The organism is Mycolicibacterium wolinskyi (assembly GCF_002101965.1).
Lineage (GTDB): Bacteria > Actinomycetota > Actinomycetes > Mycobacteriales > Mycobacteriaceae > Mycobacterium > Mycobacterium wolinskyi.
The window spans coordinates 635692-656071 of the sequence record NZ_LQQA01000015.1; the positions used below are offsets into that span (position 1 = coordinate 635692).

At 66.3% G+C, this 20380-nt stretch carries 14 protein-coding genes; 13 read left to right on the forward strand and 1 reads right to left on the reverse strand.

Going from position 1 to position 20380, the window contains the following annotated elements:
* Positions 1–76 precede the first annotated feature (76 nt).
* From AWC31_RS17470 to AWC31_RS17490, 5 genes are read left to right on the forward strand one after another with little or no spacing between them, the layout of a single operon-like run.
* Complete coding sequence (locus AWC31_RS17470; RefSeq protein WP_085145335.1) at positions 77–1294, forward strand: amidohydrolase family protein; 1218 nt, start codon at positions 77–79, stop codon at positions 1292–1294.
* 30 nt (positions 1295–1324) lie between these two features.
* Positions 1325–2515 carry an acyl-CoA dehydrogenase family protein gene (locus tag AWC31_RS17475; protein ID WP_165765980.1) on the forward strand — a complete coding sequence of 397 codons (1191 nt, stop codon included), beginning with the start codon at positions 1325–1327 and terminating at the stop codon, positions 2513–2515.
* Between the two features lie 49 nt (positions 2516–2564).
* Positions 2565–4724 carry a dehydrogenase E1 component subunit alpha/beta gene (locus tag AWC31_RS17480; protein ID WP_085145337.1) on the forward strand — a complete coding sequence of 720 codons (2160 nt, stop codon included), beginning with the start codon at positions 2565–2567 and terminating at the stop codon, positions 4722–4724.
* Between the two features lie 12 nt (positions 4725–4736).
* Positions 4737–5969 (forward strand): CoA transferase, encoded by a 1233-nt coding sequence (locus tag AWC31_RS17485; RefSeq protein WP_085145338.1) that lies wholly within the window; start codon positions 4737–4739, stop codon positions 5967–5969.
* A complete protein-coding gene (locus AWC31_RS17490; RefSeq protein WP_085145339.1) occupies positions 5966–6769 on the forward strand; it encodes an acyl-CoA thioesterase in 804 nt (267 codons plus the stop codon). The genes AWC31_RS17485 and AWC31_RS17490 overlap by 4 nt, the downstream gene beginning before the upstream one ends.
* On the opposite strand, the gene AWC31_RS17495 is transcribed toward AWC31_RS17490, so the two are convergent.
* Positions 6653–9220, reverse strand: coding sequence for an AMP-binding protein (locus AWC31_RS17495; protein WP_133060183.1), 2568 nt, complete (start codon positions 9218–9220; stop codon positions 6653–6655). The genes AWC31_RS17490 and AWC31_RS17495 overlap by 117 nt on opposite strands.
* A 151-nt stretch (positions 9221–9371) precedes the next feature.
* Between AWC31_RS17495 and AWC31_RS17500 the strand changes: the two genes are divergently transcribed.
* The 8 genes from AWC31_RS17500 (at position 9372) to AWC31_RS17545 (ending at position 19877) form a co-directional block, all read left to right on the forward strand.
* Positions 9372–11714: an arylsulfatase gene (locus tag AWC31_RS17500; protein WP_085145340.1), complete on the forward strand. Its 2343-nt coding sequence runs from the start codon at positions 9372–9374 to the stop codon at positions 11712–11714.
* Between the two features lie 119 nt (positions 11715–11833).
* Complete coding sequence (locus tag AWC31_RS17505) at positions 11834–12202, forward strand: YraN family protein (RefSeq protein ID WP_067854298.1); 369 nt, start codon at positions 11834–11836, stop codon at positions 12200–12202.
* A 1-nt stretch (position 12203) separates the two neighbouring features.
* Positions 12204–13712, forward strand: a complete 1509-nt coding sequence (locus AWC31_RS17510) for a YifB family Mg chelatase-like AAA ATPase (protein WP_085145341.1) — start codon at positions 12204–12206, stop codon at positions 13710–13712.
* A complete protein-coding gene (gene dprA / locus AWC31_RS17515; protein ID WP_085145342.1) occupies positions 13712–14830 on the forward strand; it encodes a DNA-processing protein DprA in 1119 nt (372 codons plus the stop codon). Before AWC31_RS17510 ends, dprA begins: the two co-directional genes overlap by 1 nt.
* Before the next feature lie 1033 nt (positions 14831–15863).
* Positions 15864–16472, forward strand: coding sequence for an MspA family porin (locus AWC31_RS17525; protein ID WP_085145344.1), 609 nt, complete (start codon positions 15864–15866; stop codon positions 16470–16472).
* A gap of 322 nt (positions 16473–16794) precedes the next feature.
* Entirely contained in the window at positions 16795–17703 is a 909-nt protein-coding gene (locus tag AWC31_RS17535) for a polyphosphate polymerase domain-containing protein (protein ID WP_085145346.1), read from the forward strand.
* 45 nt (positions 17704–17748) lie between these two features.
* Complete coding sequence (locus AWC31_RS17540; RefSeq protein WP_085145347.1) at positions 17749–18426, forward strand: DUF4956 domain-containing protein; 678 nt, start codon at positions 17749–17751, stop codon at positions 18424–18426.
* Positions 18426–19877: a CotH kinase family protein gene (locus AWC31_RS17545; protein WP_085145348.1), complete on the forward strand. Its 1452-nt coding sequence runs from the start codon at positions 18426–18428 to the stop codon at positions 19875–19877. Before AWC31_RS17540 ends, AWC31_RS17545 begins: the two co-directional genes overlap by 1 nt.
* Positions 19878–20380 lie beyond the last annotated feature (503 nt).

The window sequence follows — 20380 nt, forward strand, 5'->3', positions numbered from 1 at the left end:
AGAAGGAGTCATCGCACTATGCCGCACGCGAATTATCGGATAGTGTATACAAAATCCAACTGACTCAGGGGGGTATGTGACCACACTGCTCGTGGAGGACATCGGTCTCCTCGTGCACGGCGACGCGACGATCGCACCGGTGCGCGACACCACGCTGCTCATCGAGGACGGTCGCGTCGCGGGTATCGGCGTGGAGCACCCGAACCCCGATCGGGTGCTGTCGGCAGCCGGGTTGACCGTGATGCCCGGCCTCGTGGACGGCCATGTGCACCCCACCTTCGGTGAATGGACGCCGGCCCAGAACTCGATCGGGTGGATCGGCAACTACCTGCACGGCGGGACCACGTCGATGGTGTCGGCGGGCGAACTGCACATCCCTGGGCTCGACTTCGGCTCGCTGACACCCGAACTCGTGCTCAGCATCGCGATCACGTCGAAGCACACGACCGGCCGCTCGCGGCCGTCGGGCGTCAAGGTCAACGCCGGAACGGTGCTGCTCGTGCCTGGCATGACCGAAGAGCACTTCGACCGTGCGCACCGCGAAGGTATCGAGCACCTGAAATTCATCTTCTACGACTGGAACCGGTTGGGGGACGGCGAGGCTCAGCGCTACGTCGACTGGGCGCACGACCGTGGCATGACCGTCAAGATGCATTCGGGCGGGGTGTCTCGCTCGGGATCGAGCCGGGTCGCCGGCCGCGACGTCGCGGTCGCGGTACGCCCCGACGTCATCGGGCACATCTCCGGCGGCCCCATCCCGTCACCCGACGAGGACATCATCGGCATCATCGCCGATCTGCCGTCGGCCGCCATCGAGGTGTGCAGCTCGATGAACTACCGGGCCACGAAACTGGTGGCCGAGCAGCTCTCGGCGCGTGGTGAACTCAGCCGGCTGACCCTCGGGACCGACACGCCTGGCGGCACCGGCGTCATCCCGCGCGGGATGTTGCGCAACATCTGCTTCCTGTCCTCGATCTGCGGTGTCGACCCGGTGGCCGCAGTCGCTGCCGCCACCGGCCAGACCGCCAAGGCACACGGCCTCGACACCGGTGTGCTGACCGAAGGAGCGCCTGCCGACCTGCTGGTCCTCGGACCGATCACCGGATCGACCGCAGGTGACGGGTTGGAGTGCTTTGCCCTGGGCGACCTGCCTGGCATCGCAGCCGTGCTCGTCGACGGCGTTCCCCTGGTCAAGACCCGAAGCGAACAGACCCCACCGCCCAGCCGTGCGGTGAGCTGGCGCGGTGAATCCGTGCCGTCGGCGGCTCCGGCGCCGCGCACTGGCTGCTGCTGAACCCGAACCACGACGAGAAAGATGACAGATATGACTGCGTCCCAGCGTGTTTCCGAGCCCGTGACCGCCGATACGCTGATCGGAACCGAGGCGTTGCTCAGTGCCGAGGAACGCGAGATCCGCGACACCGTGCGATCTGTCGTCGACCGCCGGATCCGCCCGGACATCGCGACCTGGTACGAGGACGGCGAGCTACCGGCGCGCGAACTGGCCGTCGAACTCGGCAAACTGGGCCTGCTCGGCATGCACCTCAAGGGCTACGGGTGTGCCGGGACTTCGGCCGTGGCTTACGGTCTGGCCTGCCTTGAGCTCGAGGCGGGCGACTCCGGCATCCGCTCGCTGGTGAGCGTTCAGGGTTCACTGGCCATGTACGCGATCTACGCGTTCGGCAGCGACGAGCAGAAGAACCACTGGCTGCCCGACATGGCCACCGGTCACCGGATCGGCTGCTTCGGTCTCACCGAACCCGACCACGGGTCCAATCCGGCCGGGATGCGCACCCGTGCAACGCGTTCGGGTGACGACTGGATCCTCACCGGAACCAAGATGTGGATCACCAACGGTTCGGTCGCCGACGTCGCGGTGATCTGGGCGCGCACCGACGACGGCGTCCGCGGCTTCGTCGTCCCCACCGACACCCCGGGTTTCACGGCCAACACCATCAAATCCAAGATGTCCCTGCGGGCTTCGGTCACCAGCGAGCTCGTGCTCGACGGCGTGCGGCTGCCCGACAGCGCGCGGTTGCCCGGCGCGACGAGCCTCGGCGCGCCGCTGCGCTGCCTCAACGAAGCCCGGTTCGGCATCGTGTTCGGCGCCCTCGGAGCCGCCAGGGACTGTCTGGAAACCGCGCTCGACTACGCCAGATCACGCGAGCAGTTCGGCCGTCCGATCGGCGGCTTTCAGCTCACCCAACAGAAGCTCGCGGACATGACGCTCGAATACGGCAAAGGCTTCCTGCTGGCGCTGCACCTCGGCAGGCGCAAGGATGCCGGCGAGCTGATTCCCGACCAGGTCAGCCTCGGCAAGCTCAACAACGTCCGGGAGGCGATCGGCATCGCCCGCACGGCCCGCACGATCCTCGGTGCGAGCGGCATCACCGCCGAATACCCGGTGATGCGCCACGCCAACAACCTCGAATCGGTATTGACCTACGAAGGCACCAGCGAGATGCATAGTCTGATCATCGGGCAGGCACTCACCGGAATCGGCGCGTTCCGCTGACGGCACAGCGACCGCATCGTTCAAACCAGCCGCGAGCTCAGGAGGCCAGGTGGCTCGTCCTCATCGAGAGTCGATCGACGAATACTTCACCACGACCGTCTCAGCGCTGCCGGCAGGCACCGAGCCCTGGCCGGCCGGATCGGCGCTGACCGACGAGAAGGCGTTGGCACTGTTCGACGCCCAACTGGCCAGCCGCCACCTCGACCTCGCGGCCCGCTGGCTGCGTTCGCAAGGCAAGGGTTTCTACACGATCGGGTCATCCGGGCACGAAGGCAACGCCGCGGTGGCCGCGGCCCTGCGCCCGACCGATCCGGCACTGCTGCACTACCGGTCCGGCGGCTTCTACCTCGCCCGCGCCGCCCAGGTCCATGGCTCCGACCCGGTGCGCGACGTGCTACTCGGCATCGTCGCGGCGACCACCGAACCGATCTCGGGCGGGCGGCACAAGGTGTTCGGGCGTCACGACCTCAGCATCATCCCGCAGACCTCCACGATCGCCTCCCACCTGCCGCGTGCGCTCGGCGTGGCCTTTTCGATCGCGCGGGCCCGCAAGCTCGACGTGACATGTGCCTGGCCCGATGACGCGGTGACGGTGTGCAGCTTCGGCGACGCGTCGGCCAACCACTCGACCGCCGTCGGCGCCATCAACGCCGCCCTGCACGCCGCCTACCAAGGGCTGCCCATGCCGCTGCTGTTCGTCTGCGAGGACAACGGCATCGGCATCAGCACCAAAACGCCGCGCGGTTGGGTCGCGCGCACCTACGCCCACCGCGAGGGGCTGGAGTACTTCGCCGCCGACGGGTGCGACGTGACCGACGCCTTCGACACCGCACAGGCCGCCGCGAACTGGGTGCGCAGCCACCGCAAGCCCGCGTTCCTGCACCTGCGGACCGTGCGGCTGATGGGTCACGCCGGATCCGACTATGAACCGGCATACCGCAGGCCCGACGAGATCATCGCCGACTACGACCGCGACCCCGTCGTGAACACCGCCAAAACGCTGATCGCGCATGGCATCCTGACACCGGCCGAGGCCATCGAACGCTACGAGGCCAAACGCGCCGAGGTGATCGGCGTGGCCCGTGAGGTGAGCGATCTGCCGCAACTCGACAGCGCGCCCGCCGTGACCAGACCACTGCGCGACACCCTCGACGAGGCCAGAGCCGTCACGGTCACCCCCGGCGGCCCGGACGGCGACGCGCTGACCCTGGCGCTGTCGATCAACCGGGCACTCAAGGACATCCTGGCCGAGCATCCGGAGGCCATCGTCTTCGGCGAAGACGTCGCACGTAAAGGCGGCGTCTACGGCGTCACGCGCGGCCTGCAGAACACCGCGGGCCCGGCGCGCGTGTTCGACACGCTGCTCGACGAGCAGACCATCCTCGGCCTTGCGCTGGGCGCCGGGGTTTCCGGGTTACTGCCGATCCCCGAGATCCAGTACCTGGCCTACCTGCACAACGCCGCCGACCAGATCCGCGGCGAAGGCGCCACCCTGCAGTTCTTCTCCAATCGCCAGTACCGCAACCCCATGGTGGTGCGGATCGCGGGCTACGGATATCAGAAGGGCTTCGGCGGCCACTTCCACAACGACAACTCGATCGCCGCGATCCGCGACATCCCCGGAGTGGTGATCGCATCCCCCGCGCGACCCGACGACGCCGCAGCCATGCTGCACACGTGCGCCGCTGCGGCGAAAAGCGCTGGGGCGGTGTGCGTTTACCTCGAACCCATCGCGCTCTATCACACCAAGGACCTGTATGAGGACGGCGATTCGGAATGGCTGGCGCCCTATCCTCAGCGGCCGGTCCAGATCGGGCGGGCCCGGACGTACGGCGACGGTACCGACCTGACGATCCTGACGTTCGGCAACGGGGTGTGGATGAGCCTGCGCGTCGCGCGCCGACTGGAGCGGTCGGACATCTCGGCACGGGTGGTGGACCTGCGCTGGCTGGCGCCGCTCCCGGTCGACGACATGATTCGCGAAGCCAACGCCACCGGGCGCGTGCTCATCGTCGACGAAACCCGCGAGACGGGCGGTGTCGGTGAGGGGGTGCTCGCCGAGCTGCTTTCGCACGGATATACCGGCCGGGTGGACCGCGTCGCCAGCAGCGACAGCTTCATCCCGCTCGGGGACGCGGCGCTGCAGGTGCTGCTGTCCGAGGACACCATCGAGGCCGCCGCGGTGAAGCTTGCAACCGAACGGGCTTGATAGCTTGGCCGGATGGCCGAACCTGTAACGCCGCCGGATTCCACCCGTCCGCTGGCCGGCGTGCGGATCATCGAGATCTCCAGCTTCGTCGCGGTGCCGCTGGCGGGCATGACCCTGGCTCAGCTCGGGGCTGAGGTGATCCGCGTCGACCCCATCGGCGGTGCCGCCGACTACCGGCGCTGGCCGGTGACCGAGCACGGCGACAGCATCTACTGGGCCGGGCTGAACAAGGGCAAGCGGTCGGTGGCCGCCGATCTGCGGTCCCCCGAGGGGCAGCAGCTGGTGTCACGCCTGATCGCCGAGAGCGGTGTGCTGATCACCAATGTCGCCGGGCGGCAATGGCATTCGTACGACACACTGAGCGCGCTGCGCGCGGACCTGATCCACGTCGAGGTGTCCGGCCGGGCTGACGGCGGTACCGGCGTGGATTACACGGTCAACGCGGGGCTGGGTTTCCCGCTCGTCACCGGGCCTCCACAGCTGTCCACTCCGGTCAACCACGTGCTGCCGGCCTGGGATGTCAGCTGCGGACTGTACGTCGCGCTCGCGGTGAGTGCCGCGCTGCGCCACCGCGACGCCAGCGGTGAGGGCGCACGGATCAGCATCCCGCTGGAGAACGTCGCGCTTGCGACCGCGGGCAATCTGGGCTTCCTCACCGAGGTGATGGTCAACGGAACCTCGCGCGAACGCCTGGGCAACACCCTGTTCGGCACATACGGTCAGAACTTCACGAGCAGCGACGGCGTCGGCTTCATGCTCGTCGCGCTCACCGGCCGTCACTTCCGTGACCTCACCGAGGTCACCGGAACCACCAAAGCCGTTGCGGCACTTGCCGAGGCGCTCGGCGCGGATTTCGGGGACGAGGGCCAGCGCTACCTCCACCGCGACGCGCTGACCGGGCTGTTCACGCTGTGGTTCAGTGAGCACACCGGCGCCGAGATCACCGCCGCCCTGTCGGGAACCTCGGTGCTGTGGGAACGCTACCGCAGCTTCGCCGAGGTCGCAGACGACGAGAGGGTCACGGCCAACCCGTTGTTCCGCGAGCTGGACCAGCCGCGCATCGGGCGCTACCTCGCGCCGGGCCTGCCGGTTCAGATCGGCGGTGCCTACCCGCCGGCCGTCGCCGCGCCCGCGCTCGGAGACGACACCGCAGCCGTGCTCGCCGAACACCTGGGGCTGGACCCCGCCGAGATCGCCGCACTGACCGAATCCGGCACGGTGGCAACAGGTTCCGCAGAGAAGTGAACACACTGCTGCAACTGCTCGACGTCGCGGGCGATGGCGATGTCTGGACCGGACGCGCCAGCGGACCGGCAGGCAAGCGAGCCTACGGCGGGCTGCTCGCAGCGCAGAGCCTGGCGGCGGCGTGCCGGACGGTGGACGGCGACCGGTCGCCGACCAACATGCACATGCAGTTCCTGCGCGGCGGCGACGCGGGAGAGCCCGCCGAATACCGCGTGCACCGCACCTATGACGGCCGCACCGCATCGGCGCGGCGTGTCGAAGCCTTCGAGCACGGAAGGATGCTGACGACGGCCACGGTGTCGTTCGCGACGCCACTGCCCGGCCCGGCGCACGGCCACCGTGCCGACCTGCCGCACGATCCCGAATCGCTGCCGCGCACCGGGCCGCCCGGCCCTGCGCCGTCACTTCCGCTGGACGAACTCGACATCCGGATCGCCGACGACGGTTCGAGTGGCGAGTTCGTGCGGCGGTTCTGGTGGCGGGTCACGACCGCCCTGCCCGATGACCCGACGCTGCACAGGTTGGCGGCGGTGTATGTCACCGACCTGTACGGGATCGATCCGGCGCTGGCCGTGCACGGCCACAGCATGCGGTCGCGCAGCCACCGCAGCGGGACCACCGATTCGTCGATCTGGTTTCACCGCCCGGTGCGGGCCGACGCGTGGAACCTGTTGGAGCAAACCTCACCGGCGGCCGCGCGTGGTCGCGGGATCATCACCTCGAGCCTGATCGGCGTCGACGGCACCATCGCCGCCACGCTGGTGCAGGAGGGGCTCGTGGCCGATCGCACGCCGGACTGACCGGCCCGCCCACCACTTCCGTGCCGAGGTCACGAGATAGGTGAGGGCACACCCGACGATCAGCGACGCCAGCACTCCGACCGCGGGGTGCCCGTCGAACAGCGGGTACACCTGGTAGTGCGTGAGGTAGATGTAGAGCGAAGCCTCCGCCAGCACCCCGCACGCGGCCGTCACCACCGGCGGGCAGCGCAATGCCGGCAACCAGATCAGGAGCGCAAAACCGGCCAGCACCAGCGCCTCCCGATGACTGTTGCCGAAATAGCCGTGCAAACCGACCGCCACTGCCACCGTGACCACCGCGCGCTGCCAGGTGTTGACGGCCTTGGCGGCCGCCCAGCCCACTGCGAAGAACCAGAAGGCCAATACCGTGAACCACGCCTCACGCCCCAGGCCGAACCCGGCCAGGTCGTAACGCAGCGCGAGCCCGAACACCAGGAACGCCGCCGCGAATGCGAAGGGCCGGTGCCGTTCCCAACGGTCGACGCCCGGTAGCCAGCACACCACGGCCAGTCCCACGAGGATCCAGACCAGCACCTCCACGAACCACAGCCGACCCGCGGTCATGCTGTCGGGCGGCCCGAGGAACTTGTTGGCCAGCAACAGATTCGACAGGTGGTAGTCATCGGTGATCACCAGGGCGATGGCGACCCACACGATCGACGGCACCGCAACCCACGCGATCGTGCTGCGCAGGTGCCGCAGACGCTGAGTGCGCGACACCGGCGTCAAGCAGAAACGCCCGAAGTTGAAACCGGCGACACCGAGCAGCAGATGGGCGCCGCCCCACAACTTGAACAGGTCGGCGTGCGAACCGACGATCAGGATGATCGCTGCCGCGCGCAGCGCGATGCTGGTCTCGACCGTCGAGGTCCAGCGGCGCCGCGGTGCGGAGAGCCGTTCGAGTTCGGCGAGCGTCATGCGATGCCAGTTCGCCGGGAGTCGGCCGAGCGCGCGCTCCAGCCGCACCGACATCGCCACATAGGACAGCGAGTTTCCGCCGAGGTCGACGAAACTGGCGTGCGGGTCGATGGCGGCGCGGTCGGTCTGCAACACCTCGGCGAACAGCGCGCGAAGGTCGGTGCCGTCGGTGCTGGTTGTCGCGCGGCCGACGAGCTTGCGCACCGCGGGGTAATCCGGTTTGCCCGAGGGCAGCGTCGGCAGGTCGGCGACCACTGCCGCGCGCACGGCCGCCGCGGGAACGGCAGCCGCCGTCGCGGCGAGCTGCTGCACGTGCCGGATGTCGTGATGGCCTGCCGCGGCGACGGCGATGGCGTCGTCGTCGCCGGTGCACAGTGCTGTCACACCGTGTTCGGACAACGCGGTCTCCACCCGCTGCAGATCGATCCGCAGACCGTACAGTTTCACGAAACGGCTTTTCCTGCCGACGATCTCGTACAGTCCGTCCGGCCCGCGGCGTGCGATGTCGCCGGTACGCAGTTCGTCGACGGTGCGGCCGAGCGCGAGGTCGTCGAGTCGTTGTGCGTAGCCGAGCATCACGTTCGGCCCGCGATAGACCAGCTCGCCGGTGCCGTCGGGCCACCCGTCGAGCGGGTCGATGCGGAACTCGCCGCCCGGTATCGGCCTGCCGATCGCCTCCGGCCGTGAGTGCGCGAATTCCGGTGGCAGATAAGCCATCCTGGCTGTCGCCTCGGTGGCGCCGTACATCACGAAGACCTGCCAGCCACGCTGCTCCCCGAGGGTCGCGAGGTCGCGGACCAGTTCGGGTGCGAGCCGTCCGCCCGCCTGGGTGACATAGCGCAGATGGGGGAGTGGCATCGCGTCGAAGCCGATGCGGTCGAGCAGGTCGAACGTGTGCGGTACACCGGCGAAGCTCGTGCCGCGATGGTCGGCGAACAGCTGCCAGAACTCATCGTCGACCACCGATCGGTCGGTGAGGATCAGAGTCGCCCCCGACAGCAGGTGGCTGTTGACGACCGAGAGGCCGTAGCAGTAGTGCATGGGCAATGTCGTTGCGGCCCGGTCGGTCTCGCGGATATCGAGGTAGTCGGCGATCGCGGCGGCATTGCTCAGCAGGTTCGTGTGCGACAAGCGCACGAGCTTCGGTGACCCGGTGCTGCCCGAGGTCGACATCAGCAGCGCGAGGTCGTCGTGCATCCGGTGCGCGCTCGTGCGCCGTCGATGGTGAACTCCGGCCGCGTCGACCACGGTGTCGGGTGAGTAGGTCTGGGTGATCGCCGAGTGGTCGCCGCCGGCCGGCACGGGCAATGCCACGTGTCCGCCGTCGAGCGCGCCGAGGTAGTGGACCAGGGTGGTGAGATCGTTGCGTGTCTCGAGCAGCACGAGCCGTCGCCCTGGCCCGATGGCGGCGACGGCCGCCGATACCCGATCGGCGAGCTCCCGATAGGTAACGCGCTCGAACTCGGTGAACACCGCAATCCGGTCACCGTGCCGGCGCAGCGCGTCGGAAAGGGAGTTCGAGGCCGACTGCATCACATCCGGCAAACCCTTCCGTGTCGCGCGTATCTATCGACTTTACCGGCGCCGCCGATACCCGGAGACGTCATGCGGGAAGCCGCTGCGACCGGATGTCCGTACGGTAGTAAGCGCGGCTAGCTAACCCGTCCAGCGCTCGAGGAGGCACATGGTGGAATTCGACGGCACGGTCTGCGAGGACATCAGGGACTCGGTGCCCGACTGGGCGCCCTACCGGGGTGCCACCGCACCCGCGGGCGCGCCGAACGTCCTGTATCTGCTGTGGGACGACACGGGCATCGCGACCTGGGATTGCTACGGCGGCCTCGTCGAGATGCCCAACATGTCGCGCATCGCCGACCGCGGAATCCGGTTGACGCAGTTCCACACCACCGCGTTGTGTTCGCCGACCCGCGCCTCGCTTCTCACCGGGCGTAACCCGACCTCGGTCGGGGTGGCTTCCGTACTGAATCTGGCCGACGGATATCCCGGGCACAACGGGCGCATCCCCGCCGAGACCGCGCTGATGTCGGAAGTGCTGGCCGAACGGGGATGGTCGACATATGCCGTCGGAAAGTGGCACCTCACACCGCTCGAGGATTGCCACGCCGCGGGGTCACGCCGCTACTGGCCGTTGAACCGCGGATTCGACCGGTTCTACGGATTCCTCGACGGTATGACCGACCAGTGGTACCCGAGCCTCGTCCGGGACAACCAGCCGATCGACCCACCGTCCACCCCGGAGCAGGGCTATCACCTGTCGAAGGATCTCGCCGACAACGCCATCGGCTTTCTGCGCGACCACCGCGCGGCCGCGCCGGACAAGCCCTGGTTCATGTACCTGTGTCCGGGCGCCGGGCACTCGCCGCACCAGGTCTTTCCCGAATGGGCCGACAAATACCGCGGCCGTTTCGACATGGGCTACGAGCAGTACCGCGAGCTCGCACTGGCCAATCAGAAGAAGCTCGGCCTGGTGCCGCCCGAAACCGAACTGTCCCCGATGAATCCGTACGCCGGAGCCACCAGCCCGGACGGCATACCGTGGCCCGAGCACGAGAACGTCCGGCCGTGGGACTCGCTGTCGGACGATGACAAACGCGTATCCTGCCGGATGGCCGAGGTGTTCGCCGGATTCCTCAGCTATACCGATGCGCAGATCGGACGGGTGCTCGACTACCTGGAAGACACCGGGCAGCTGGACAACACGATCGTCGTCATCATGTCCGACAACGGGGCCAGCGGCGAGGGCGGCCCGATGGGAGCCATCGACGAATCCGTACCCATGTTCGGCAGCGCCGACACGACCCGGGAAGGGCTGCGGCTCTACGACGAACTCGGCGGACCGGCAACGCAGCTCAACTACTCGAACGGTTGGGCGATGGCGTTCAACACGCCGTACAAGCTGTTCAAGCGCTACGCCTCGCACGAGGGCGGGATCGCGGATCCGTGCGTGATCTCCTGGCCGGCCGGGCTGTCACCGCGGGGCGCGGTGCGCGATCACTATGCCCACGTCAGTGACGTGACGCCGACGGTCTACGACCTGCTGGGCATCACCGATGTGGGCGAAGTCAAGGGCATCGCGCAGCGGCCGCTGGAGGGCGTCAGTTTCGCTGCGGCCCTGCACGATCCGGCCGGTGGGACGGTCAAGGACACGCAGTTCTATTCGATGATGGGCACCCGCGGAATCTGGCACGACGGGTGGTTCGCCAACACCGTGCACCCGCCGACGTGTGCGGGTCCGCGGGGCTGGTCGCAGTTCGATCAGGATCGCTGGGAACTGTTCCGGATCGAAGCCGATCGCAGCCAGATCCACGATCTCGCGGCCGAGCATCCCGACAAGCTGGCCGAGCTCAAGGCGTTGTGGCACGAGAAAGCTGTTGAATACCAGGCGTTTCCGCTCAGCGATCTGAGCACCGGGGAACTCATCGGCCGGGGTGCGGCCACCGCCGCGGCGCCGTCGCCGCGCGTGGTTTATTACGCAGGCACGCCGGCGGGGCACACGTCGTTTCGCGGGCTGGTCCGGGGCCGGTCATTCGTGGTGACCGCGGTGGTCACGGTCGAAAGTGACGCCGCAGCGGGAGTGTTGTTCTCGCAAGGCAACCGGTCGGGCGGCCAGGTGCTGTTCCTCCAGGGCACGCGCCTCCGATACGTCTGCAATGTCGGCGGCGTCGAGCGCGCCGTCACATCCGATGAGCCGATTACGGTGGGGCGGCATGTTTTCCGTGCGGAATTCACGCGGACCGGATCGATCGACGGAACCTTCGGCATGATCGGGGACGTCGTGCTGTCGGTCGACGACCGTGTCGTCGGCGCGGCCGAGGGCGTCGCGATCAACGGTCTCGACATCATGCAGACCGTGTCGGCGGGCCGCAGTGTCGTGTACTCGGTGTCGTCGGTATTCGACTCGCCGTATCCGCTCACGGGCGGCGTGCTGGACCACGTCACCGTCGACTTCGCCGGGGACGCCGCGGGCGCGGGCGGAGTGCTCGACGTGGCGTTTCAGCGCGACTGACGGCGAGGTGCCGATGTCCGACCCGCGAACCCTGTGGATGAAGTCAAGGTTGGGGATAACCCGGTGAGTTGAGCCCGTTTCGGGCCGGATCTGTCGGACCGTGGCCGCACGGTGTCGACATGACTTCTTTGACACGGGCCGAGATCGGCGCTCTCGGCGAACAGCTGGCGGTCGACCATCTGACGGCCGCCGGGTTGCGGACGTTGGTCCGCAATTGGCGGTGCCGGTACGGCGAACTCGACGTGATCGCGGAAGACCCGGATGCGCGCACCGTGGTCTTCGTCGAGGTGAAGACCCGCACCGGCGACGGCTTCGGGGGCATCGCCGAGGCCGTGACGGCCCAGAAGGTGCGCACCATCCGCCGGTTGGCCGCGCTGTGGCTGGCCGAGCAGGACACGCGGTGGGCCGAGGTGCGGATCGATGTGATCGGCATCCGGATCGGCCGGCGCCGTGAACCCGAGCTCACCCACCTGAAAGGGGTGGGTTGAGATGGGTTTGGGCAGGGCGTATTCGGTTGCGGTACGCGGGCTCGACGGGGTGATTGTCGAGATCGAGGCCGACATCACGTCGGGATTGCCGGGCGTGCATCTCGTCGGATTGCCCGACGCCGCGCTGCAGGAGTCACGCGACCGCGTGCGTGCGGCGATCACGAATTGCGGCAACAGCTGGCCGATGTCGCGGCTGACGCTGGCGTTGTCGCCTGCGACGTTGCGCAAGGTGGGATCGGTTTACGATCTCGCCCTGGCGAGTTCGGTGCTGTCGGCCCACACCAAGACGGCGTGGCCGCGGTTGGAGAAGACGGTGTTGCTCGGCGAGCTGGCCCTCGACGGGCGGGTACGTCCGGTCAACGGCGTCCTGCCCGCGGTGCTCGCCGCCAAGCACGAGGGCTGGCCGTCGGTCGTCGTGCCCGCCGACAATCTGGCCGAGGCCAGCCTGGTCGACGGCATCGAAGTGCTCGGCGTGCAAAGCCTCGGTCAGTTGAAGGCCTGGTTCGAGGGCAAAGCCGAGTTGCCCGGCCGGGTCGCCGCACCGGGGCGAGCGCCCGAGCCGACCGCCGACCTCGCCGACGTCGTCGGGCAGGGGCAGGCGCGGTTCGCCGTCGAGGTCGCGGCCGCCGGCGCCCATCACCTGATGCTCACCGGCCCGCCGGGTATCGGCAAAACGATGTTGGCGCAACGGCTTCCCGGCTTGCTGCCGCCGTTGTCGTATGCCGAGTCGCTGGAAGTGACGGCGGTTCATTCGGTGGCGGGCCTGCTGTCGGACGACACGCCGCTGATCACCCGGCCGCCGTTCGTCGCGCCGCACCACACCTGCAGTGTCGCGGCCCTGGTCGGTGGGGGCAGCGGGATGGCCCGGCCGGGTGCGGTCAGCCAGGCCCATCGCGGAGTGCTGTTCCTCGACGAGTTCGCCGAGATCGGCGTCAGTTCCCTGGAAGCACTGCGAACACCCTTGGAGGACGGGGAGATCAGGCTTGCCCGCCGCGACGGGGTGGCGTGCTATCCGGCCCGGTTCCAATTGGTGCTCGCCGCCAATCCGTGTCCGTGCGCACCGCCGAACCCCGTCGATTGCATCTGTTCGTCACAGGCCAGGCGACGCTACATGGGCAAGCTGTCCGGCCCGTTGGTGGACCGCGTGGACTTGCGCGTCGAACTACACCCGATGAGCGCGGGCGCGTTCGCGCCGGACGCGGGGGAGTCCAGTGCCACGGTCCGCGAGCGGGTCGCGTTCGCGCGACTCGCGGCCGAGGAGCGGTGGCGGCCATACGGTATCCGCACCAATGCCGAAGTGAGCGGTCCGCTGTTGCGGCGAAAGTTCAGGCTGCCCAAGGCGACGATGGAGCCGTTGCGCACCGCGCTGGAACGCGGCGTGATCAGTATCCGCGGTGCGGATCGTTGTCTGAGAGTGTCGTGGACGTTGGCCGATCTGGCGGGGCGCAGTATGCCCGCGTTGGAAGATGTGACGGCCGCGTTGAGTTTCCGTCAGGCCGGGAGGGTGTGATGGCCGACGAGACGCGGCTCGCGTGGGCGTATCTGTCGAGGGTGGCCGAACCGCCGTGCCCACAGCTGGCGGCCCTGGTCGAGGCGGTGGGCCCGGTCGAGGCGGCAGCGCGAGTGAAGGCAGGTGACGTCGATCCGAGCCTCGCCGAGCGTGTCCAGGCACGGCGTGAGCTGGATTGTGCGGGAAGGGATCTCGATATCCTGGATCGGCTCGGCGGCCGGTTGATCACCCCGCACGACGACGAATGGCCGCTGCTGGCGTTGCGGGCGTTCGACAGCGTGGACAAGTCGAATGCCCACCCACCGTTGGTGTTGTGGGCGGTCGGACCGGAACGTCTCGACGACGTCTCCTACCGGGCAGCCGCGATCGTCGGCACCCGCGCTGCCACCGCGTACGGCGAGCATGTCGCGGCCGAACTCGCCGCGGGTCTGGCCGAGCGCGATGTGACGGTGATATCCGGTGGCGCCTACGGGATCGATGGCGTGGCGCACCGCGCCACGCTGGCATGTGAGGGCACCACGGTCGCCGTCGTGGCCGGCGGCGTCGACAATCCTTACCCGGCCGGGCACAGCGCCTTGTTCCGTCGTATTCGCGAACAGTGCTTGCTCATCAGTGAATACCCGCCGGGTGTCGCGCCCGGGCGGTTGCGGTTCCTCACCCGCAATCGACTGGTGGCCGCGCTGTCCGGCGCGACGGTGGTCGTGGAGGCCGGGCTACGCAGCGGTGCGGCGAACACCGCGGCGTGGGCCAAGGCGATCGGCAGGCCCGTGTGCGCGGTACCGGGTCCGGTGACATCGGCTGCGTCGGCGGGCTGTCACGCATTGTTGCGCGGCGGTGCCACTCTGGTCGGCCGGGCCGCCGAGGTGGTCGAACTGGTGGGCCACATCGGTGAATTGGCCCCCGAACAACAGCACCCGGCCGGTCCGCTGGATGAGCTCGGCACGAACGAGAAACGGATCTATGACGCCTTGCCCGCCCGTGGTTCGTGCACCGTGGACGAGATCGCCGTGTCCGCGGGCGTCCCGCCACACCAGGTACTGGGCCCCCTGACGATGCTGGAGATCGCGGGCCTGGTGGTCGCTGAATCGGGCTGCTGGCGGCTGAGCAAGCGGCGGTAGCCCGTTGGTGCGTTCCCGCGAATTGGCCATCGGTCGGCGAGCCCCCGCCCTGGATCGTGCCATCTCGAGCGAACGATACGCGCATATCTCAACGTCGCCGGCCAAGACGGTGACCTCGCGCGGCTAATCTATGTCTGGGATCGAGATCTGGCGACCGCGGTCTTTGCCGACCTTGCGACTGTTGAGGTCGTTGCGAGACGCAACACACATCGCACACATCGCGCTGACATGCCATCAAGGACTGGGGCAAAGAGAACTTCACTGCTGTCACCGTCGACAGGGTGAAACTTTACGACCTCACCAAACCGTCGGCCGCGGGGTGACTCTGCGAGAACCAGTTCACAACGGCAGGAGCCCGGCACAGCAGCCGCTGTGCCGGGCTCCTGACTCGGCCCTCGTTTAGCAGGGCGTGAACGGCAGGCATGGTCCGCGCCCCGGCCCCGGTGGCGGCAGGCCCGGTCCGGGCGGAGGCATTATGCCGGGTCCACCCGGACCCGGCCCGAATCCTGGGCCTCCCGGCCCGGGCGGCCCGCAAGGCACCCCGGGCGGACACGGTGGCGGGGGAGCCGCTACGGCGACAGCCATTCCGATGGTAGCGCCGGCACTCAGTACGGACACGGCTGCCAGGGCCGATCCGAGCGCCGCCCGACGATTCGTCTTGGGCATAGTCCACATCCTTCTTTCTCAACATCTCCTCGAGGCCAGCGCCGTGGGTATGACATGACGGTGGCAACTCTCATCGTGTCCAGGCCGGCTTGGGGCGAGCTATGTCTTTGCTATCACCAGCCTATGGATAGAGATGGCTGGACAGCCGAATGGCAGAGCTTGAACTCTATGTTGCGAAAGCGAAAAAAGATGTGCCGCAACGTTATCAGTTCGAATCGGCGGTCAATCGCCGGTGTTGGCGACGAATCACGTGGTACATAGCTCGGTCACATCTTCGTCGTGCACGATTGTCGGGCGGTAAGCGCGGCCCCCGCAATCCCGTTTGACCTGTCGTGCAATCGAGACACAGTTATGGTGGTATCCCCCGTTGATCCTCAAGAAATTCATCAGTGCGTCGGCGGCCAGTGTCGGGCTTCTCCTCTTTGCTACTGGTGTTTCGCGGGCGGAGTCGATTCCCGTCCCCGACATCAACCGTTCGATTGACACGGTCGATGGCTGGCGGATGACGTTGGCGCTCACTGGAGTTCGCGTCAACGCGGTGCCCAATATGGCAGCCGCACCATTGACCAGAGAGGGCTATCTCAGCGGGCGTGTGACAGTCACCGTCGATGGTGACGGGGCTGTGCCAGTGACTACCGGGCAATTGGTGGTCGGCGCCCAACTCGGGTGCCAGGCCGACCTGAGCGAGGGGCTCGATCTCGGAATAGATTTCGACACTGACCTATTCGACGATGCTCCGCTCATCGGGGTCGGGCCGGATATCGGGTCGACACTGCACTCGGGAGGGATCACGACCGTGGGTCTCGGGGCCAAGTCGGTGAAAGGCCGAATGGCAACGATCTCGGTCATGGATGCTCACGTTGCGGTCGACGAGTGTGGCGGCGCGGTGACCGTGCGTCTGTTCGCATCGGCGCAGATGAGCACCGATACTTCCGATGACAGTGTCAACGTCTACAGCGCCGTGCTTCCGCTGTGATGCGTGCAAAGAGATTCGCCGTTGCGCTACTGACCATGGCGTCGATCTCATTGGGGTTGGCCGGCAACGCATATGCCGACGACGATGACGACGATGACGACGACAGTGCGAGCCGGTCCTCCAGCTCAGTCGAATCCTGGCCGCCGACAGCCGTCCAGTGGCCACCGTTGGTTCCGGAAAACACGTCCAATTCTGATGAACCGCCGGTGATTCCGATTCCCTAACAGATAGCTGCCCACTATCCGACACTCACGCCGCGCATAGCTTCGCACGCTTAGGTAGGTAAACAGCATGCGAACGTCACTGAAAGGCAGGGAACTTCATGGGTGTGTTCAACTGGTTCGTGAAGACCGCGACGGACCAGCGTGACCGCAGGCATGAGGACGTCCCCACTGAGCCCACCGGCTATCAACAGACGGCAAGCCGGCTGCATTCCTTCAACCGGTACGAGATCAAGTACCTGCTGGACGAATTCAAGGTTCCCGCGCTGCGCGCACAACTTGCCGAGCACATGAGCTCTGACCCATATTCGCCGCACGGTGGGTACCCGGTGACATCGCTGTACTATGACACCCCGGACCTGCGTTTCTACTGGGAGAAGATCGAGGGCCTGCGGTTCCGGCGCAAACTGCGCATGCGACTCTACGGGCAGCCCACAGCCTGCACCGACGACACGTCGGTGCAGGTCGAGATCAAGCAGCGGGTGAACCGGGTGACACAGAAGCGCAGGATTGCCCTGCCCTACGGTGTGGCACGCCAATGGCTCGATGCGCGCCAACAGATCCCGTGCGATCCAGTGCAGCGTCCGTTTGTCGAGGAAGTCACCACGCTTATCGGCAACCTCGACCTGCGCCCCATCGTCACAACCGGTTATCTGCGTGAGGCATTCGTTGGCCGTGACGCTGACCTCGGCCTGCGGGTGACCATCGACCACAAGGTGCACGGGCGCGACCGTGACTTCCACTTTGCCTCAGGGGCACAGAACCGCTACATCATCCCACCCAAACTGGCCATCGTGGAGATCAAGGCCAACGAACGTGTGCCCTATTGGGTTACCGATCTAGCTGCCCGAATCGACATGTCGGTGGTTCGGATCTCCAAGTACTGCCAGTCGGTGCAGGCCTTCGGGCATACGCCGCGGTCGAGATTCGGCGCGCCTGAGGTGGTCGACTACGTGCCGCGACCGGCCCCCACCGAGCTCTTCGGGGAATTGTCCACTCCCAGGGTCTGATTCACCCCCAGAACCGCATCCACCAATCGACAAAGAAAGCCCATCGTGACCATCAACCTGCAGGATCTCAGCGGCACGTTCACCGTCTTCGACGTGATCGCTTCATTGACGTTATCGTTCGTGCTCGCAACGATCATCGGATGGGTCTACCGCTACACCCATAAGAACGTCTCCTACAGCCAGTCCTATGTGCAGACCTTGGTGATGGTCTGCATGGTGATCTCAGTGATCATGCTCGTCGTGGGATCCAACATCGCCCGGGCCTTCGCACTCGTCGGCGCCTTGTCGGTGATTCGATTCCGTAATGCCATCAAGGAAACCCGAGATGTTGGCTTCATCTTTCTAGCGATGGCGATCGGCATGACCACCGGCACGCGGTTCTACGTCCTGGCGATCGCCGCGACGGTCGTCATCTGCCTGGTGCTGCTGATCATGTACCGGTTCAACTGGTTCAAGCTGGACGTACAGCGCCAGGTCGTCAAGGTTCAGGTGCCACCGGAACCCGAGTACACCGCGCGCGTTGAAGACGTACTGATCGAGCACTGCACCGAGTTCGAGCTGGTGTCAACGGAATCTGCTCGATCGGGGGCACTCAACGAGCTCTACTACACGGCACAGTTGAAGAAGGGCCGCAAGGCCGGTGAGTTGATCGCCGCGCTGGGAGCCGTCAATACCGGCCAACGAGTGACAGTGCTGACCGGCTACGACCAGACCGACATCTGATGGACGAAGCCGATCGAGATGTCGAGGGTGTGCAAACGAAACGACGTGTCGTCCACCGGCTACCGGTACGGCTACGTCAGCACTGGAAACTGCTCGCATTACTGGTAGCAGTTGCTCTGGGCCTGACCGTGGCTTTCGGACAGACCACGATCCGTCCCTACATCAGCGGCGACACAACGATATTGACATCGGATATCACCGAAAACATCACCGGCACCGTCGATTTCTTCGACCCCGATGTGGCACACACTCTGACCGTCAACATCACCCCGGCCGAGTACAACGACATGATGTCGGCCTACCAGAATGATGGCGAGAAAAAGTGGGTGACAGCCGATATCACCATCGACGATACGTTCATCAGCGATGTCTCCGTGCGGCTGAAGGGGAATTCGACTCTGGCGTCGATGCGTAGCGGCAAGGACCGACCGCGCGATGCGCCGACGTCGAACGACGCCATGAACATGGTGAGTGCGTCCGCCGACGACCCGACGTCACTCCCGCTGCTGATCAGTTTCGACAGGAATGCCGAAGGACGCGGGTATCAGGGAGTCACCGAATTGTCAGTTCGGCCAGGAACTCCCATAATCAACGAGGCGCTGGCTCTGTCACTCACCGCCGAAACCGGTCAGCCGACTCAGCGCTACGCCTACGCCACTTACACCATCAACGGCCAGACCACCACACGCCTCATCCTCGAGCACCCCGACGAGACGTATGCGAACGCGCTGTTCGAGTCCGATGGTTATCTGTACAAGGCCGATGCAGGGTCCCGCATGGAGTTCGTCGGTACCGACCAGTCCGAGTACGCCAACCAGTTCAAGCAGATCAACAGCGCCGACAACGGGAACCTTCAGCCGATCGTCAAGTTCCTCAAATGGCTGGACGGCGCCGACCAGGACGAGTTCGACACCCATCTGTCCGATTGGTTCGATGTCCAATCCCTGGCGCGTTACCTGGCGACTCAGCATTTACTGGCCAACGGCGATGATATGGGCGGGCCCGGTCAGAATTACTACCTCTGGTACGACCTGGAGACCGAGAAGCTCTCGGTGGTCTCGTGGGATCTCAACCTCGCGATGTATGGGGACGCCACGGTAGGACCCAATGAGGAGCTCAAGATCGGTCCCCCGCCCGGCGACAAAGAGGCAGGCATTCCTCCTGAAGAGTTTCAGGCACTCGGTGGCAGGCGCGGCCCGGCGCACGGCAACCCGCTGAAGACGCGCTTCCTCGAATCGGCGAAGTGGGTGCAGGCGTACAACGACGCGTATTGGGACATCTATGACGAGATGTACGGCGACGGGAAGGCGCATACCGTCCTCGACGGGATCGCTGCGACCATCCCGGTTACCGCCGGGCTCAGTGAGCAAGATCTCGCCGCCGTGGTGGATTCCATGCATCAGTGGATCGACGACCGGATGGCAGCCCTCGACGACGCACGCGCGGAATGATCAGTGCTGCAACGGAACTCACTGAGCAGCAGTATCAATTCCACATCTGGGACATAGCTTCTTGACAATTTCCGCCCACGATCGACCTCTAGATTCTTTGGTGCAACGAGAAATACGACCGAGAGGAGTTCGAGTTGCCAGCACAGAAGAAGCGCCGTCTCAGCTGGATCGCCACTGCCGCCGTTTCCGGGGGGCTTGCTCTGGCTACTGCGGGCATCGGGGCAGGGGTAGCCAACGCAGCCCCGCCGCCGCCCCCGCCGCCATGCGGCCCCGGTGCGCCATGCCCGCCACCGCCCCGCTGATCCTGCGGAAATGAAGCCGATCGCTTGATGGGTAGGACGTGCGGCACGTGCCCCCGAAATACACGTGCCGCACGTCCATTTCTGATGGTGTCGCCGGCAATTACATAGCTGCGCCATAGAATCAACACAGTCGGCGCCTAGAACGGATTATGAGAATTTGACAGTGCCGAATTCTGATGAACGCACGGCTACCTTGCCGGA